The 18,745-nt window shown below is 48.2% G+C and carries 11 protein-coding genes; 9 read left to right on the plus strand and 2 right to left on the minus strand.

The genetic code is table 11. The features are described 5' to 3' along the window. Positions 1 to 52: 52 nt before the first annotated feature. The gene (locus AB6805_RS18015) at positions 53 to 1,354 is read right to left on the minus strand and encodes a vanadium-dependent haloperoxidase (protein WP_370910837.1); all 1,302 of its coding nucleotides are present in this window, start codon (positions 1,352 to 1,354) and stop codon (positions 53 to 55) included. Between the two features lie 282 nt (positions 1,355 to 1,636). On the opposite strand from AB6805_RS18015, the gene AB6805_RS18020 reads away from it, so the two are divergent. Beyond that, a complete protein-coding gene (locus AB6805_RS18020) occupies positions 1,637 to 2,233 on the plus strand; it encodes a DedA family protein (RefSeq protein ID WP_370910838.1) in 597 nt (198 codons plus the stop codon). Here AB6805_RS18020 and AB6805_RS18025 read toward each other — a convergent pair. Then, a complete protein-coding gene (locus tag AB6805_RS18025) occupies positions 2,230 to 4,026 on the minus strand; it encodes a long-chain fatty acid--CoA ligase (protein ID WP_370910839.1) in 1,797 nt (598 codons plus the stop codon). The genes AB6805_RS18020 and AB6805_RS18025 overlap by 4 nt on opposite strands. 239 nt (positions 4,027 to 4,265) lie before the next feature. Between AB6805_RS18025 and AB6805_RS18030 the strand changes: the two genes are divergently transcribed. From AB6805_RS18030 to AB6805_RS18065, 8 genes are all read left to right on the plus strand, one after another. Beyond that, positions 4,266 to 4,877 carry an RNA polymerase sigma factor gene (locus AB6805_RS18030; protein WP_370910840.1) on the plus strand — a complete coding sequence of 204 codons (612 nt, stop codon included), beginning with the start codon at positions 4,266 to 4,268 and terminating at the stop codon, positions 4,875 to 4,877. Between the two features lie 129 nt (positions 4,878 to 5,006). Then, entirely contained in the window at positions 5,007 to 6,086 is a 1,080-nt protein-coding gene (locus tag AB6805_RS18035; RefSeq protein WP_370910841.1) for a FecR domain-containing protein, read from the plus strand. Positions 6,087 to 6,271: 185 nt separating this feature from the next. Next, positions 6,272 to 9,997, plus strand: a complete 3,726-nt coding sequence (locus AB6805_RS18040) for a SusC/RagA family TonB-linked outer membrane protein (protein WP_370910842.1) — start codon at positions 6,272 to 6,274, stop codon at positions 9,995 to 9,997. A gap of 37 nt (positions 9,998 to 10,034) precedes the next feature. Further along, entirely contained in the window at positions 10,035 to 11,636 is a 1,602-nt protein-coding gene (locus AB6805_RS18045; protein WP_370910843.1) for a SusD/RagB family nutrient-binding outer membrane lipoprotein, read from the plus strand. A gap of 129 nt (positions 11,637 to 11,765) precedes the next feature. After that, positions 11,766 to 12,362 (plus strand): RNA polymerase sigma-70 factor, encoded by a 597-nt coding sequence (locus AB6805_RS18050; protein WP_370910844.1) that lies wholly within the window; start codon positions 11,766 to 11,768, stop codon positions 12,360 to 12,362. 113 nt (positions 12,363 to 12,475) lie between these two features. After that, the gene (locus AB6805_RS18055) at positions 12,476 to 13,696 is read left to right on the plus strand and encodes a FecR family protein (RefSeq protein WP_370910845.1); all 1,221 of its coding nucleotides are present in this window, start codon (positions 12,476 to 12,478) and stop codon (positions 13,694 to 13,696) included. Positions 13,697 to 13,965: 269 nt separating this feature from the next. Beyond that, positions 13,966 to 17,238 (plus strand): TonB-dependent receptor, encoded by a 3,273-nt coding sequence (locus AB6805_RS18060; protein ID WP_370910846.1) that lies wholly within the window; start codon positions 13,966 to 13,968, stop codon positions 17,236 to 17,238. A gap of 30 nt (positions 17,239 to 17,268) precedes the next feature. Next, positions 17,269 to 18,717, plus strand: a complete 1,449-nt coding sequence (locus tag AB6805_RS18065; RefSeq protein ID WP_370910847.1) for a RagB/SusD family nutrient uptake outer membrane protein — start codon at positions 17,269 to 17,271, stop codon at positions 18,715 to 18,717. Positions 18,718 to 18,745: the final 28 nt, after the last annotated feature.

Consider the following 18,745-nt stretch of genomic DNA (forward strand, 5'->3'; position numbering starts at 1 on the left):
ATACAGCCTTTTCTCATCTGGCACCTGATCGGAACATACAATCATTTTTTCTTTAGTAGTTCAGCAACAGGATCCGCTGTGCCAGGCCCTTTCCGTTGAGACTGCCGGTTTCACTGTCGAAATCGTAGTGAATACCACCATACACTCTTGAAATGGAGGCTTCATTAATCATAGCGGTGAAGCTGCTGAAAGAACGTGGCGAAAAACCTTCCGGCACTTTTTGTTTATCCGTAAACGTGAAGCTGCTGCCGAAACGGGCAGCCAGGATGTTGCCTGCTGCGCTGGTAAAGGTAGCATGCCCGGACGTGTACGACGGGAAAGGCGGGGTGCCTATCAGCGGCGACCAGGTGCTGTCGATATGCGAACGGATATACGTAATAGGGCGAAGCAGGTTATACTTGTATTTATATTTCCAGCAAAGGATACCTGCATCATTCAATCCTATTCCAACCTGCGCAAAAAGCGTGGCAGCCTGGCCGAGGCTCAGGTGCTGTTCTGTGACCAGCTGCATGGTGAGTGCAATCAGGTGTCCGGGAGGGGTGAAGGTGCCGCCGCCATCTGCCCAGTACCGGGCAATGAGGGTTTCTTCCGGGGTAAGTGTTTTTCCTTTCAGGTAAACAAAGCGGGCGGCTTTGTAGAAGGTGCTGAGCGTGTCTGTAGCATAAGCAGGCGGCGGGATCTCTGCCGAATCAGCTGCTGTAGGCTTCACCATGGGACGGTTCTTTCCCCAGTAAGGCAACATGGCCCGTTGCAGTTGCGGCGGTGTTGGTACCCAGTAGCCCGGTCCAACCGGAGGCGTATAGTCGGTGGGAAAGTTGTTCAGGTAGCCATCCTTTCCGCCGTCTGAAGCAGACCACTGGTAAATGGCAGTGGCGATGGATCTGCCAAAACTGATGGAGCGGTTGATCACTTCGGGTGAGCAGGTATCCGAATGTGCCTGCAGGTTATCATTTTCCAGCTGGTTGATCAGGTTAAGGTTCTCCACGCTGGCATTGCCAAAAAGGTTTTTAATAATCTGCGCCATGGCGCTGTTGGCCGCTATGGTCCAGTTATAACGTTTCCATCTTTCCGGCGCAGGAAGACGGCCAAGCCCATTCAGCTGTCCGCCCAGTGAAGGCGCTCCATACATGCCACCCAGTACCGCCTCGCGGAGCGTAACGCCGGTGTAGGCAATAGCCCTCGCTGCCACGGGAGGACTAAACCCCGGCGTTTCTTTTATCAGCTTTAACTCCAGCGTATACCAGGAAACAGGGACCGCTACATCACCGGTGGCTGCCAACGTACCGGCTACCATCTCTTTGGATGCATCAGGAACTGGTTGAATAAGCGCGTCATTCTTTTTACACGCTATCATACTGACAAGGAAAAAAAGTCCCGCACAACGGGACAACAAACAATTAGACTTCATTTTTTCTTTCTTTTTAAGGTTAACATAAAAGTGGTTAGATACAAACAATTTACCTGACTAAATTAATCAAGGACCACGCAGCCAATTAGCGTAGTGTATGCTTTTTTAAAATGAATAAAAGTTTAAATTGTAAATTGAGTAGCAGTGATGCGCAGGATCCGCTCACAGCAACTATCTTAATAAAATAAATTTTATCAGCGAATACCAATCCTTAAAACTAACTATAACATGGATGCTGAATCATTAATCAGCTATGGAGGGTTACTCGTCGTATTCCTTTCTGTATTCGGACAAACAGGATTGTTTTTCTGCTTCTTCCTGCCCAGCGGCGGCCTGATGTTTACCGCCGGCGTACTAACCGCCAACGGGAATTTTAATTACAATATACTGGTGGTTTGCGCGCTGTGCGCCATTGCCGCTATTGCAGGAAATGTAACCGGGTATTGGATTGGCCGGAAAACCGGGCATTTATTGAAGAACAAAGAAGACTCCGGCATCTTTCGCCGGCAGTACCTGGTATCAGCAGAAGCATTTTATAAAAAATATGGTGCTACCGCACTAACAGCAGGTATCTTTCTTCCACTCATCCGCACATTTGCGCCTATTGTGGCAGGGATGATCGGACTCGATTTCCGCCGTTTCCTTTTGTTTGCCGCCATTGGCTCCATAGCCTATGGCTTCAGCTTTGTACTGGCCGGATATCTCATCGGCAGCATGCCTTTCCTGAAACCTTATCTCAAATATTTTATCGTTGTTATTGTGGTTACGGTTACCATTCCCGTGGTGATACGGATCGTGAAGGAGTTCCGGAAATCATCTTCCTAACTATATATTTTTGCTATCGCATCTTTATATTTCTCCGTTACCACTTTTCTTTTCAGGCTGAGTTTTGGCGTCATTTCCCCGCCGGAAATACTCCATTCGTCGGTAAGCAGTTCAAACTTTTTAATTTGCTCCACGTGATTAAAATGCTGGTTGTAGTTGTTCACTACCTCCTGGTACATTTCCAATACCTTCGGTATTTTAACAGCGGCTTCATTGGTAGTGTAAGGAATATTCTGTTGGTTCATCCAGTATTTCAGGTAGGTAAAGGCAGGCACAATCAAAGCCCCCGTGAACTTCTCACCGGCGCCTACTACCATGATCTGTTCAATAAAAGGACTTTCCTTAAACTTATTTTCAATGGGTTGCGGAGCCACATATTTTCCGCCACTGGTTTTAAACAACTCTTTCTTACGGTCTGTTATTTTCAAAAACTTATTATCTACCCATAATCCTACATCACCGGTGTGCAGCCAGCCATCAATAACTGTTTCCGCAGTGAGGTCAGGTCTTTTATAATATCCCATCATCACAGACGGACCCTTTACACAAATTTCGCTATCCTCTGCCAGCTTAACTTCAATACCGTTAATGGGCGGGCCTACAGTACCAAACTTTGTATCGCCGGGCGTTTTCCGGTTCACACAAATTACCGGGCTGTTTTCGGTAGGCCCATATCCTTCATAAACCGGGATCTGCGCGGCATTAAAAATGCGCAGCAACTTTTCCTGGCAGGCAGCGCCACCGGTTACTATAAACCGGATCTTACCACCCAGTGCTGCCCGCCATTTACTGAACACCAGTTTATTGGCAATAGCCAGTTGGAAATTGTACCACGCGCCTCCGCTGATATTATTATCGTATTTGCCGGCAAGCGATACCGCCCAGAAAAACAGTTTGCGTTTGATGCCTGTTAACCCGCTGCCTGTGGCCATTATTTTTTCAAATACTTTTTCCAGCAGACGTGGAACGGTCGTAAAGCCATCGGGGCTAATCTCTTTCAGGTTGGCACTGAGGGTATCCATGCTTTCTGCATAATAAATACTGATGCCGCTGTACAGGTAAATATAGGTAACGCACTTTTCAAAAATGTGATTCAGCGGTAAAAAGCTCAGCACTTTACTGGGCTGCGGTGAATCTTCAAAAGGAAAACTTTCTTTGGACAATAAAACATTCGAAACAATATTGTTGTGCGAAAGCATGACGCCTTTGGGTGTGCCTGTTGTGCCGGAAGTATAAATAATGGTGGCCAGGTGATGCGGGTCGATCCCTGCTTTAATGCTTTCCACCTGCTCCAGCAAACCGGGAGTAGCCTGCGCTGAAATAGTGGACCAGTGCGTGGCGCCGGGTATCTCGTCGAAGGTGTAAATGTGTTGCAAAGAAGGAACCCCTTCCCGGATACTGTTTACTTTATCCAGCAATTCCGGGCTGCTCACAAACATATATTTTACGGCAGCATCTTTCAGAATGAACTGTAATTCGGCAGGGTTGGTAGTAGGGTAGATGGGCACCAGCACCGCGCCTGTTTGTTGTACCGCCAGATCGGTGAATATCCATTCCGGGCGGTTATTGCTGATAATGGCAATTTTATCGGCGCCTTCGGGCGTAAAGTCGTTTCCTCCAACACCCAGTTGTAACAACCCTGCACTGAAACGGTTTACAATTTCGCTGACGGTGGCGGTGTCATATGTTTTCCATTGTCCGTTGATTTTAGCCGCCAGCATATCAGGTTTAGGGAATTGGGCCAGCTGCCAGGCGACAGCATCAAAAAGTCGTCTCTTCGAAAGATTGTTCATACGTGAAAATTAAGGTGTGTATACCGTTAAGATAAATATACTAAAAAATCTGTATGATTTTAAAGGCTGGCTGAATGAGGGAGATACGGGCTTACTGATATTTTTATGTTTTTCCTTTGTGGTATTTGAATGATATTTGACCGATTGACAAAAAATATTTACATTTCGGTTACATCCAAAATTTTAGCCAGCCAATAATACCAGAATCAGTAATCAGTTTTGCTGTAAAAGAGCCACGCATGCCTGCAAGAAAAGACGTTTGTTTTGAGGAAGCTGCTTTATGGAAGCGATTTAAAGCCGGTGATAAAACCGCTTTTACGCTGATTTACCGCGAATATACCAGGCACTTGTTTCAATATGGTTTCAGGTTTTGTACCGACCGGGAGAAGTTGAAAGACATGATCCAGGATCTTTTTATAGAGATATGGAACAGCAGGGATACCATCAGCGACGAGGTGGCCATCCGGTTTTATTTATGCCGCAGCCTGAAGTATAAACTGATCAGGGCTAATTATCAATACCGTGCTGCTTCCGATAAACAGGATAAATTCCTTCACCAGCATAATCCAATAGAATCTACCGTAGAAGAAAGGATCATTGACGCAGAAATCAGTGATTCCCGCAGTATATTGCTCGACAATGCGATCCGGAAATTATCGCGGCGGCAACAGGAAATTATCACCCTCCGTTTTTATATGGGCTTCACCAATGCCCAGATTGCAGAACTGATGCACATGAAGTACCAGTCTGTCAGCAACCTCCTTTACAACGCCCTGGGGCGCATTAAAGAAACGCTGGAAACCACCCCGTTTGCCAGGCGCCTGCTGGAAACCTTTTACTTCTTTATCTGATTATTTATCTCCGCCATGGCAGGGCATTTCAGCCTTTGTTAAAAAAACTTTAATTTTTTTGAGTATAAAATCAGCGTCTTTGTCATTTATGATAAAGGGGCAGTTAATTGTCTCAGAAAAAACAGCTGCATGAAGCATTTTGGAGAGGATACCTGGGAGTTTATCCGGGACGATAGCTTTGTTCAATGGGTGTTACGCCCGGATGCGGCCAATACCGCCCGGTGGGAGCAGTGGGTGGCAGCGCACCCCGAACGGGCAGCTGATCTCGAAAAGGCCAGGAGTATGGTGCTGGCATTGGGTAACGTACCGCAACCGGCAGTAGAGGAATCGCTGTTACAGGAAGTGTACGCCGCCCTGGAAGAACATATCGCAGAAGAACGTCCTGCTACAGAATGGGCGCCAACCCGCGTGAGAAGGATTTCCCGCTACAGGTGGTGGGGGGCAGCGGCCGCAGTATTGGCAGGGATTACATTGGTATCCATCTACCTGAAAAAAGACAACAAAATACCGGTAGCTGCTAAGCTGAAAAGCCATATGGAAAATGAGCAGCTCACCCGCATTAATACCACCGATGCCAACCAGGTAGCCTGGTTAACAGATGGTTCCACCGTAGTGCTGAAAGCAGGGGCCTCTATCCGGCACGATGCCTTTTTATTACAATCCAAAAGAGAAGTATTCCTGAAAGGCGATGCGTTTTTTGATATCGCCAAAGATGCCGGCAGACCATTCTTTGTGTATACGTCTGAAGTGGGCATCAAAGTGCTGGGAACAAGTTTCCGGGTATCCGCAGAAAACGGGAGTTTAACAGTAACCGTAAAAACCGGTAAAATAGCCGTGTACAACCTGGCCGATAAAGAACAGCGCAGTTACGTGGTAACACCGAATCACAAAATCCGTTTTAATATCCGCACGGCGGCATTTGTAGCCGATTCGCTGAATACCAGCGACGTGGCAGCGCTGTTGCCTGCCGTGGAGCCGCCGCCTTTCGTATTTGATAATACCGCCGTAACCGATATATTCCACGCAATGGAAACGGCCTACAGTATAAAAATTAACGCGAGCGAGGAAGTATTTGGTAAGTGCATGATCACCACTACCATTACCAATGAATCATTTGAAAACAAACTGAAAATTATTTGTGCTGCTATCAATGCCAGCTATAAAATCAGCGGGGGCCAGGTATATATCACCGGGAAGCCGTGTAGTTAAAAGTATTGTTCACTTGTAATTCCGCTAAAATGATCCCTGAATTCACTTGATTATCAACCAAAAAAAAGGGGCGATGCACTTACACCGCCACCTTGTAATTTTTTCCTGTAACGTCTGGACAACTGCCGCAGGAAAGGATTTGTCGTATTAACGTTTTCATTAATCACAACAAAACACTTGAAGTTATGCACAAATTTGCAAACTCCAACCGGACTGTCATATTTTTTATGAGGGTTACACTATTACAAATAGGCTTATTGTTCTGCCTGTTCACTTGTACATTCGCCCGGGATGTGCATGCCCAGGAGGTGCTCACAAAGAAGGTGTCATTAAATATGCCACCCACCGACCTGCGTAATATCCTCAAAGCTATCACAGAAAAAACAGCTGTAAACTTTACCTACAACAACAGCACATTACCAACCAAACAGCGTGTTGCCGTGAAGGCCAGCGATGAGCAGCTGGGCGAAGTGTTGCAGCGTTTACTCACTCCTTTACACATCACTTTTGAAGTGATCAATGAGCAGATTGTGCTGAAGAAGGAAGCCACCATGAATATTGAGGGCTTCAACGTGCTTTTTCAGAAGATCAATGGAGTCGTGAAATCCAGCGACGGCAGCCCGTTGCCAGGTGTGAATGTAATGGTGGCAGGTACCAACAGGGGTACCGTTACCAATGTGGACGGGCACTTTGAAGTGGAGGCAAAGGAAGGCGATGTGCTCGTTTTTTCCTCCATTGGTTTTGCCCAGCAACGTGTAACCGTGGGCGCCAACCCCGTGCTGAACATCGTGATGACTACCTCCGCCACCTCGCTGGATGCGGTAGCCGTAACAGCATTAGGTATTAAAAGAAGCGTAAGAACATTGGGCTATTCACAGGAAGAAGTAAAAGGGGGAGAAGTAGCCAAATCCAATGCGCCCAATATTGTGAACGCACTGGCCGGAAAAATGGCAGGCGTGAATGTTACCAGTCCCAATGGTGTGGACGGTGGTACTACCCGCATCGTTATTGGCGGTAACAACACCATCCAGGGCGATAACCAGCCATTGATCATTGTAGATGGTATGCCGATGGCCAACGACCTCGCGCAGCCTTACGATGTGCGGAATGCACCTACCGGTAGCGCCATGTACGCGGGAAATAACGCAAACGCTGCCAGCACCAGTTCCCCGAAAGATTTCGGTAGCCCTATCAACATGATCAATCCCGAAGATATTGAAACGATCAGTGTGCTGAAAGGCCCCACCGCTGCAGCTTTGTATGGCGGTAAAGGCGCTAACGGCGTAATCCTGATCACCACAAAAAAAGGCGCAAAACGCAACGGTCTCGGTGTGGACTATACCTATGGTTATAAAAATATTGACCCATACCGTTTCCTCGAACTGCAGAACCAATATGGCGCAGGCGGTATGGTGTCGTTAGATCCACCGCAATATTTAACGGATGCCAACGGCAACCCGAAGTTAACAGAAGGCTGGACAGGCATGTACGTGGATCCTAAAACAGGGTCAGGCCCGTATGGCGTGAATACCTACAACCAGGTGGGATGGGCCGGTTCCGGTCTTTCCTGGGGTCCAAAGATGGAAGGCAAATCGATTACCTGGTGGGATGGTTCCCAACAGGCAGATGTGCCCCAACCCGATAATATTAAACTGCTGTTCCGCAATGGTACACAGTCCACACATAACGTGTCCCTTTCCGGTGGTAACGAATGGGGCTCTATCCGGGCATCTTATTCCCGCCTGGATAACGAGGCGGTATTGCCCAACAGTGATTACTACCGCAATACCTTCAACCTCGGCGCCAACATGAAGCTCACGAAAAGGGTAAGCGTGCAGGTAACTTCTTCCTATATCGTTAACCAGTATCATAACCCTCCGCAACTGGGTAACGACGACGCCAATTCCTGGATGAAGCGCCTGGTATACAATGCAGGCCGGAACTATCGTGGAGAAGATATTGGTATCTATAAAAATGAAGATGGTTCACAAAATACCCTCTCCGGTTTTCCATGGGTGGGTAACGGTGGCGCTACTGTATGGAACATCATGGAAAATAATACCGTTCAGAACAGGCGTAAATTGCTGGCCGGCGTACAGCTGAATTATGAAGCCACCGATTTCCTGGACTTTGTTTTCAGGGGAGGACTGGATAATAATACCAACGAGCTGACCATCAAAAACAGACCGACGGATGTAATAGGCATCACCAAAGGGTATTATGGTCATGGTACAGAACAGGATAACGCTTCCAACATGGATTTCATTGGAACGCTGCATAAAGAAAACCTGCTGAATGGCGCCATTAACGCAAAGTTCTCGTTGGGTGGAACTATTTACCAGCGCGACATGTACGGCATGTTTAACTACAATGATAACTGGGCAATCCCCAATGTATATTCACTGAACACCGGTACTTATCTCGGTAACCCGCACCCTGTAACAGAAAGCCAGCTGCGCAAGCGCATGAATTCTGTTTACAGTTTCATTAACCTGTCGTACAAGAATTATCTTTACCTGGATGTAACCGGTCGTAACGACTGGTCATCTGCCCTGCCAAAAGGCCAGTGGTCTTATTTCTTCCCATCTTTTGCAGGTAGCTTTGTATTTTCTGATCTGCTGAAGACAGATCCGGCTATCCTGAGCTTTGGTAAAATAAGGGTAGCGTGGGCGCAGGCAGCAGTAGATCCTGCACCTTACCAGATCAACTATAATTATTCCAGCTTAACATTCGCAGGTCAGGCGGCTAACCTGTTGCCAAGCTCATTGCCGGCGAAGGACTTCAAGCCGGCTATTAACACCACTGCCGACTTCGGCGTAGTGTTAGGCTTTCTGCATAACCGTTTGAATGCCGACTTCAGGTATTACAAAGGAAAATCCAGGAACCAGATCCTCAGCTCTCCATTGCCAATGAGCTCCGGGGTGAACACCATTGTGGTGAACACCGGTGTGCTTGAAAATTCAGGCATGGAACTGATCCTGCGCGCTAAAGTAATTGACCGCAAAGAATTTGGATGGGATGTAGCGCTGAACCTGGCGCACAGCAATAACAAGCTGTTATCATTGTCTGATGGTACGGATCGTGTAGATATGGCCAGTGCCTGGAATGATGGCGGCTCACACGGCCCGGTTATTTCTGCAAGGGTAGGCGACCAGTTCGGCACCATTTACGGTCACGATTTTATCTACGACCCCAAAACCGGTTTGCCGCTGATGGTGCAGAATCCCTTCGGGAATGCAGCCATGAATGGTACCATGTACCAGGCAACCGACGGCCTGGTGCCTTTGGGCAATGCTACCCCTAAATTAACCGGCGGTATCACCAATACCTTTACATTCAAAGGCGGCATTTCAGTAAGTGCGCTCATTGATGCAAAAATCGGCGGCGACATCTGGTCCGGTACCTATGCTACCATTATGCAACAGGGCCAGGCGCCGGAAACACTGAAAGAAAGGAATGGCGGCGGCTTGCCATATACCACACCTAATGGCACACAAACCAACTGGGGCGTGGTATTGCCAGGTGTGTTCCCCGATGGAAAGGTGAACGATAACGTAGTGCATTACTATTATAAATACATGCCTTACGGCGTATGGAGCAGTACCGATCTGGGCTCCGGTGTGAAAGGAAGCGACTGGATCAACAAAAGCGCTGTGCTGGAAAATACCTGGGTTAAGATGAGAGAAATTTCTGTCAACTACCAGGTGCCACAAAGCTTTGTCAGGAAAACAAAAGTATTCCAGGCAGCTTCCCTGTCGCTCGTAGGAAGGGATCTTTTTTACCTCTACACTTCATTGCCCGATCATATCAACCCGGAAGGTGTAAACGGTGCAGGCAATGCGCAGGGACTGGAATTTATGTCTATGCCGAGCTTCCGCTCCTTAGGTTTCCAGGTAAGGGTTTCTTTCTAAAGGAACAGATCTACTCACCGATTAAAATGTGCAAAACATGAAGAACACAAAGAAAATATTCCTTTATATAGCCGGTGTTTCCATGACGCTTGGCGCTTGTACCAAAGATTTCCAGGAGATCAACACCACGCCGGGATTGCCTACCAGTACCACCATACCGCCAATGATAAACGGTGTGATCAGCACCCTGTTCCTGAAAGGACAGGAGCAGGCAGCCATTCATAACGAATACTATTACCCGGTTACCCAGCTGGCTACTATCAGCGGCAGTTCCGGTTACCTGGTGCAAAATGGTGCGCTGGATATCTGGAATGATTATTATGGCGCGCTGCAGAACCTGAACCAGATACAGGATAAGATAAATGCGTATGCCGGGGATAAAGCGGAAATGGATAATGTGCAGGCCATCACCTACATTTTGCGTGCCTATAAAACGCTGCGCATCACTGATCAGTTTGGGGATATTCCTTACTCAGAAGCAGGGCTTGCGTATACTTATAACACCGCCAATTACCGTCCGAAGTACGATTCGCAGGAAAGCATTTACAAAAGCCTGCTGGAACAGTTGAAGTGGGCGTCACAGCACCTTACTACCGCTGCCACTACGCCGGGAGGAAAGCCTTACCAGTCGCTGGGCGCGTCAGAAACTTTATTTGCCAATAACATCAGCATGTGGCAGAAATTTGGTAACTCCCTGCTGCTGCGTTATGCTATGCAAATAGTGGAAAAGGATGCAGCTACGGCCACGCCTTACCTCCAATATGCACTGGGTGGTATTCCGCTGATCGGGGAAGGTGAGGACGCCGGTATGTGGCCCGGCAAGCTGGGTGGCTATGTGCTCAACGACAGCCGCTTCTGGTCTTTCACCTCGCATAAATTTGTGCGTTTAAGCACCACTTGCTGGAACATGATGGCGGATGGTACCAACACCGCACAGATCTTTGATCCGCGCGCAGTATTATTCTTTGAAACCAACCAGGCCGGCAACTGGGCGCCGCTTCAGCCGGGCAGCACGGTAGGTGATAATAACAATCCTTACCAGGATACCAGGGATGCCAATTTCGCCAACAAAGACAACTGCAAATTTTCTCCCTTTAATTATTATATCGTAAGAGATATTTATTATCAGCCGGAATTATTCCTCACTGCTGCCGAAGTACATTTCCTGAAAGCAGAGGCATACGCCCGTGGTCTTGGTGTAGCTAAGAACATGGTAACCGCAGGTACGGAATATACCGCTGGTATTACTTCTGCAGTGAATTTCTGGTACTTTATTGCGCATAATACCAATGTAACCAATGATGCCTGGTCCAGTGTAGCGCCTGCGAGTCCTACGCCTGTGCAGATGGCCGCATTCCTAGCCAATCCGAAAGTAGCCTTTACCGGTACCGACGCTCAGAAGCTGGATAAGATTTATGCACAGGAATGGTTATCTTTTTTCCGCCAGCCCTGGCTTGCTTATAATTTATGGAGAAGGACCGGCCGCACACCACGTGACGGCAACCCGGCTACCTACGTGAATTTTAACAGGCTGCAATATCCTGAACAGGAAGCAATCAACAATACTGTAAATAATAAAACACAATCCGACCAGATGGGCGGTAACTCCAATACCGTAAAAGTTTGGTGGATGAAATAAGATTGTGAATTTAGATGAATGATAACAGCCCCGGAGAATTCATTTCCCCGGGGCTTCTTCGTATTGCCGCTTCCAGGAAAATATTAATTCGCAATTAAATTTTCCTACATTAGCAAGGGGGCAGTCCATATGCATGCGCAGCTATATAACGATAAAGAACTATTCCGGCTGATTTCGGAAGGCGATGAAACCGCTTTCCGCATGCTCTTTCGCAGGTATGTTCCGGAGCTGCGTCCGCTGATACTGCATTTGACCAAAACCGAAGCGGTCACAGATGATATTGTCCAGGAAACATTTTTGCGGTTATGGATCAGCCGCGATAAGCTCCCCGAAATAGAAAATCCCCGGTCCTGGCTGTTGCGGATTGTTTTTCACCTGTCGTTTTCTTATCTCCGTAAACAGGTGGTACATCATAAGGCCATCGATATTATTACATCAGCCTATAGTGCAGATGCGTCTGCCAGCTCCACGGAAGAAACCATGGTATATAATGCCATGATGAAACAGGTGAGCGCCGCCGTGGCACAGTTGCCCCCGCAGGCAAAGCGGATCTATCTTTTAAGCCGCGAAAAAGGGCTTAGAATACTGGAGATCGCAGACGAGCTATCCCTTTCCCCTAATACCGTCAAGAACTCCCTGGTAAGGTCCCTGCAGTTTATCCGGAAGCAACTGGAGCTATCCGGCCATCTCTTTCCCGCCGTGGTGGTATGGCTGCTGACCCGTTAAAATTTTTTTTCTTTTCGATAGGTCCTAAACATTTACCTGCGCGTCTGTATGCATAGTACACGTTTTAATGAAGCAACCACGTTCACTGAATAACAATCAAAACAGATCATAAATTGTCGATACAAGACCGTTTAGCATATCTCCTGCAGCAGGCTGTGAGCCATACTGCTACTGCTGCCGAACTCCAGGAACTATCAGACCTGATCCAGGCTGATCAAACCGGGCATACCGCTCAACTGGCGGAAACGCTGCTGCGAAAGGACCTTCCCGGCGAAGCAGTGGATTACGACGAAACTTACTGGAACCAGGTGGCCGGCAATATACTGGCGGCCGACCGTTTGCCGGAAGAAGTGGCGTCTGCGCGTATGCCATACCGGCGCGCATGGCTGGCAGCAGCCATTGTTTCCGGACTGTTGCTGTTATCAGGCGCGGCTTACTGGTTAAGACAAAAGCCGGCTTCCGCACCAATGGCAACGGTTACTCCTGCGCCGGCCAACGATGTGGCCCCCGGTACCAACAAGGCGGTGCTTACGCTGGCAGATGGCACGCAGGTACCGCTGGACAGCGCCATAAACGGCGCATTGGCGCAACAAGGCAATACAAAAATTTCCCGCCAGGGCGCAGGAAAACTCACCTACACTTATAATGCAGCATCACATGATGCCTTGACGATGCAATATAATACGCTGCGCACCCCGCGTGGCGGCCAGTTTGAGGTAACGCTGCCGGATGGTACCCACGTATGGCTGAATGCAGAGAGTACATTAAAATATCCTGTTTCCTTTAACGGCCGCAACAGGCAGGTGGAACTGAACGGGGAAGCCTATTTTGAAGTGGCTGCCAACGCGCAGCAACCTTTCCGGGTAATGGTGCCCACGCATACCAATAGTGGAAAGGATAGCCTGGAAATCGCCGTACTGGGCACTCATTTCAACGTGATGGCATATAATGATGAACAGCAGATCAAAACCACGCTGCTGGAAGGGGCAGTGCGCGTAAGCAGCCATGGCAGCAGTAAACGCCTGGAGCCGGGCGAAGGGGTGAATCTTAATAAAAACAGCAACACTTTATCTGCCCCGGCAAATGTGAATACAGAAGAAGCAGTGGCCTGGAAAAATGGATTTATCCAGCTGGAAGGCAACGACATCGCTTCTGCCATGCGTTTGATTTCACGCTGGTATGATGTGGAAGTAATATACAAAGCGCCTGTATCCGCCCACTTCAGGGGAATCATACCCAGGAATGTGCCGGTGTCGCAGGTGTTGAAAATGATGGAACTAACCGGTGAAGTACATTTTGAAATAAAGGGAAAGCAACTGATTGTATCGCCCTGAATTCTTTTTCCACGTTAAAAAAAACATTGACGTCATGAGTCCTTAATGTTTATTCCGTTACCAGTTATGAAATGCCCAAAAAAAAACCGGGAGCGTTCGCTGCGCCCCCGGTAACATCCGGGCTTGTAATTAAAATCGCTTTCGACAATTATCATTATCAACCCAAACTACACAAATGTATGCTATTGACGCTTTTTTCCCAAAGCGGGCAACCAAGCCCTGCGTGGGTCAAAAAATTTCCACGATTATCAGTAAAAACGTTCCTGATTATGAAATTAACGGTGCTTTTGATGACCATTACCCTACTGGAGGTACACGCAGCCGGGTATTCACAAACAGTTACCCTATCGCAACGTAACATATCCCTGGACAAAGCCTTTAAAGAGATCAGGAAGCAAACGGGGTATACTTTTTTGTATACCGATGAACAACTGCTTCACATCAGTAAAGTAAGCCTGCAACTGAAAGATGCTTCCCTGAAAGAAGCGCTGGATGCCTGTTTTATGGATCAGCCGCTCACTTATACGATCACAGATAAGGTGATTGTGATTAAACGGAAAGACGCGCCGGTGATACCCGCAAACGCGCCGCCGGATAAGGAAATAAAGGGACGTATCACCAACGCGAAAGGAGAACCCCTGCCCGGTGTGACGGTGCAGGTGAAAGGTACCAACAAGGGTGTGGTAACAAATGAAAACGGCGAGTACGCCATTACAGTACCCACCGAAAATGCAATATTGATTGTTTCATCCATTGGTTATATTAAAGAGGAGGTACCGGTAGGCGCTAAAAGCGAACTGCCGGTTGTACTCCAATCCAGCGCTTCCAGCATGAATGAGCTGGTAGTAGTAGGTTATGGCGTACAAAGGCGGGTGGAGCTTACCAATGCTATTACCACGGTTACCGCGGAATCGTTTAAAGACCAGCCCGTGAATCGCCTGGACCAGGTATTACAGGGCAGGGCAGCCGGCGTACAGGTAACCAATGCGGCTGGTTCTCCTGGTGGTGCTGTCAGGATCCGTATCCGCGGCGCCAACTCCATTACCAGCAACAATGGCCCCATATACGTTGTGGACGGTTTTGTAGGAGCTGAATTTTTTTCGATCAACCCGGATGATATTGAATCCATCCAGGTGTTGAAAGACGCATCTGCCACTGCTATTTACGGTAGCCGTGGTTCTAACGGCGTTATTATTGTTACCACGAAGAAAGGCAGCAAAGGCGCATTAAAAGTGAATCTCACCAGCCGTTTTTCTTCTTCTACCGTTATTAAAAAAATGGACCTGCTGAATGCCGGTGATTTTGCGGAAACAGCCAACGCACACGCGACGGCGGTAGGTACCACGAAGCCATTTACAGATGAGCAGGTGGCAGGTTATCGCACCAATGGCGGCACTGACTGGCAGGATGAAATTTTCAGGGCGGCGCCCAGCCAGGAGTATTTATTGAGCCTCGCAGGCGGTAACGACAAATCCGGTTATTTTATTTCCGGCAACTACCTGAATCAGGATGGCGTAATCAATAACTCTTCTTACAAACGCTATACGGTAAGATCCAACATCAATTCGCGTCTTTCGGACAGGGTATCTGCCACGCTTAACATCACCGGCTCCTACAGTACCGCGCAGAATGTAGATATCCCCGCCGATGGCCCCAGCAGCCCACTGGCGCAGGCCATCACCTGGTCGCCTACAGTGCCGGTAAGAAAAGCCGACGGCACCTACACACCCAACGACCCGGTGGGTTCCCTCTTTTTCAACCCGGTGGCATTAACCGTCGACCGGCTCGCAGTAACGGAAAGGATGCTGGCTAACCTGATAGGAGGTTTCCGCTTCGAGATCCTGCCAGGGCTGAGCTATCACCTGCAATATGGCGCGAACTACCTGGGATACGAGAACAAAAGTTTCGGCGGAAAGATCACCAACTCAGGCTCTGCAACCAGCAGTATCCGGTCCAACAAAGAGATCACGCTCCAGAATACCAACACATTAAACTACCGGAAGTTATTTAATGAGGTGCATAGTCTTGATGTAACCGCGGTAATGGAATACCAGCAGTCTACTTATAATTATGTATCTGCCGGCGCCTCCAATCTTACTTACGAAAACTTCCAGTGGAATAACCTTACGCAGGGTACTCCGGGAAATCCTGGTTCCGGCTATTCCAAATGGGCCCTGTTTTCCCTCGTAGGCCGTGTTAACTATGGTTATAAAGATAAATACCTGGTGTCGGCTGCGCTGCGTCGTGATGGTTCTTCCAAGTTCCGTGGTGATAACAGGTTCGCCTATTTCCCTTCCGTGTCTGCAGGTTGGGTGATTTCGAATGAACCATTTATGAAGGAGATGCCAGCGCTCAGTAACCTGAAGCTGCGTGGTAGCTGGGGACTTACAGGTAACCAGGGCGTAGCTCCCTACGTTACTTATTCGGCTTATTCCAACAGGGTGGCCTCATTTACCAACTCCACTTTCCTGACCGGTATCATCATGGGTAATATTGGTAACCCCGATCTGAAGTGGGAAACCACCGAGCAAAAAAATGTGGGACTGGATGTTGGATTCTTAAACAACAGGATTAGCCTGACGGCAGACTACTTTATAAAAGATACCCGCGACCTGTTGCTGAACGAAACGTTGCCGCTTTACCTGGGTAATAACACCATTACCCGGAACGTTGGTACTGTGCAGAATAAAGGTTGGGAATTGTCCGTAGAAGCTGCTGTAATTGATAAAAGCGCCGTAAACTGGAATAGCTCAGTGAATGTTTCTTTTATCAAGAATAAGGTAATATATATCGGCGCTGGTAAAACGATGATCTTTGATCCCAATACCCGCAAAATTGGAGGTGGTATGTCACAGCAACCCGAATTCGTTGTAATGCCGGGACAGCCGCTGGGTGCTATCTGGGGCCTCACTTACCTGGGCACCTGGAAACCAGGCGATGCAAAGGCCGCGGATTTTGGCGCTAAACCAGGCGATTCAAAATACCTTGATATTAACAGCGACGGAAAGATAGATGCCAATGACTATGGCGTGATCGGTACAGGGATTCCAAAAACTTCCATCGGCTGGAATAATACGGTTACCTACAAAGCATTTACATTAAACCTGTTTTTCCAGGGACTTTTCGGATTTGATAAATTAAATTATAATAACGCTGCAGCCATGTACTATGGCGGAGATGCACGGGAAGCCACACTGGCTCAAATTAAAGACAGGTATATTCCGGGCGTGAACGAAACATCAGATATTCCTGCCTTCAGTACCACCAACAGGAACTTCACACAAAGTACCCGCTTCCTGGAAAAAGCAGATTTCCTGCGTCTTAAAAATGTAGGACTGTCTTACGACATACCAAAGTCAAAACTGAAAAATGCCCTCGGTATCAAAGTGTTTGTGAATGCTACCAACCTGTTTACCATCACTGATTACAGCGGCATTGATCCCGAATCCAATTCCGCCGATGGAGATATCCGCCAGGGGATAGATTTCGGTTCTTATCCCAATGTTAAAACTATTACCGGAGGCGTTACGCTCAGTTTTTAAATAATAACGTACATGACTAAACGATTCCACATGAAAAAGATATTTCTCGCAGCCACGTTGTTATTCGCAGCGGGTTGCAGCAAAGAACTCACAGAAGATCCGAGGGGTTTGGTAGGAGGAGCGGAGGCATTAAGCAGCCAGGCAGGACTTGAATCAGCGCTTACCGGCGCATATGGCAGCTTAATGGTGCCATGGACCAGCGGGTTCACCAGCGTGTCGCAGATCGCCATGACGATGGGCGCCGATGATCTCACCACACATCCCGGCTCCAATAAAGAAGAGTTCCGCGAATTTGACCGCTTCAATGTTACCTCGCTGAACGGCAGGATGACACCCATCTGGCTGGGCTGTTATAAAACCATCCAGTCTACCACCAACATCATCAACAACTATTCACGGGTAACGGATGGCGATGCAACGAAAACACAAACCATTGTGGGAGAAGCCAGCTTCCTGCGGGCCCTGTGTTATTACTGGCTCACCCGCTTCTGGGGAGAAGTGCCGATCATCCCGTCTGAAGTTTATTCTCCTGAATTGCTTACCCTCAAAAAAAGTAAACCTGCCGATGTATATAAATTGATAGAAGAAGATCTGGCCCGTGCAGAAGCATGGGTGCCCAACAAAAAACGCGATCCGGGAAGACCCAACAAAGGTTCCGTGAAAGCACTGCTGGCAGATGTATACCTTACAGAAGCCGGATGGCCGCTGAAGGATCAGTCGAAATATGCGCTGGCGGCAGCCAAGGCAAAAGAAGTAATAGACAATAAAGCAACGTATGGCTTCGATCTTTTCCAGGATGGCTTTTTAAAGATCTTCGTGGGTGGTACAAAGGAAGACGTGTTCACGCTTTTCACCCGCGGGCAATGGTCTACCTACAATTCCTTTTACGGTCTTTCTACCATGCCGGAAAATGAAGGCGGCTGGAGTGATTTCTTTCCTGAGCTGAAGTTCTTCAATAACTTCCCTGCCGGTAAACGGAAAGACGCTACTTTTTCCACGGAGTTTGTAGTAGGCGGCAATACCATTCCCTGGCAGCAAACCACCACCAAACATCCTTACTATAAAAAATTCACGATCCAGCAGGACGGGGATAAGGCAGTATACATGTCGAACAACCCCGTGATCATGATCCGCTATGCGCACGTATTGCTCATCTATGCAGAGGCGCAGGCACGCGCAGCAGGCACGCCCAATAACGAAGCTTATGCAGCCATCAATGCGGTACGTGACAGGGCGGGATTAGCGCCGCTGGCGGCCAACCTGTCGGGCGCCGACTTTGCCGCAGCTGTTGTAAATGAAAGGGCCTGGGAATTTGCAGGTGAGTGGAGCCGCTGGTTCGACCTGGTGCGGCTGGACCAGGTAGCTGCTGCCAACGCCGGTAAAGATCCCGGTGACCTGCAGCCTGCTGCGGCCATCACCCAGGCAGATTACTGGTTGCCTATACCCGGTGTAGATGCATTGGTAAATCCGAATTTATAAATCCACAGTTACTCATCCTAAATGAAGC

Source organism: Chitinophaga sp. RCC_12 (assembly GCF_041360695.1).
Taxonomy (GTDB): domain Bacteria; phylum Bacteroidota; class Bacteroidia; order Chitinophagales; family Chitinophagaceae; genus Chitinophaga.

Bases quoted from the DNA above. Each gene is read 5' to 3' on its own strand.
- AB6805_RS18015 (WP_370910837.1), bottom strand. From the start codon at position 1,354: ATGATAGCGTGTAAAAAGAATGACGCGCTTATTCAACCAGTTCCTGAT.
- AB6805_RS18020 (WP_370910838.1), top strand. From the start codon at position 1,637: ATGGATGCTGAATCATTAATCAGCTATGGAGGGTTACTCGTCGTATTC.
- AB6805_RS18025 (WP_370910839.1), bottom strand. From the start codon at position 4,026: ATGAACAATCTTTCGAAGAGACGACTTTTTGATGCTGTCGCCTGGCAG.
- AB6805_RS18030 (WP_370910840.1), top strand. From the start codon at position 4,266: ATGCCTGCAAGAAAAGACGTTTGTTTTGAGGAAGCTGCTTTATGGAAG.
- AB6805_RS18035 (WP_370910841.1), top strand. From the start codon at position 5,007: ATGAAGCATTTTGGAGAGGATACCTGGGAGTTTATCCGGGACGATAGC.
- AB6805_RS18040 (WP_370910842.1), top strand. From the start codon at position 6,272: ATGCACAAATTTGCAAACTCCAACCGGACTGTCATATTTTTTATGAGG.
- AB6805_RS18045 (WP_370910843.1), top strand. From the start codon at position 10,035: ATGAAGAACACAAAGAAAATATTCCTTTATATAGCCGGTGTTTCCATG.
- AB6805_RS18050 (WP_370910844.1), top strand. From the start codon at position 11,766: ATGCATGCGCAGCTATATAACGATAAAGAACTATTCCGGCTGATTTCG.
- AB6805_RS18060 (WP_370910846.1), top strand. From the start codon at position 13,966: ATGAAATTAACGGTGCTTTTGATGACCATTACCCTACTGGAGGTACAC.
- AB6805_RS18065 (WP_370910847.1), top strand. From the start codon at position 17,269: ATGAAAAAGATATTTCTCGCAGCCACGTTGTTATTCGCAGCGGGTTGC.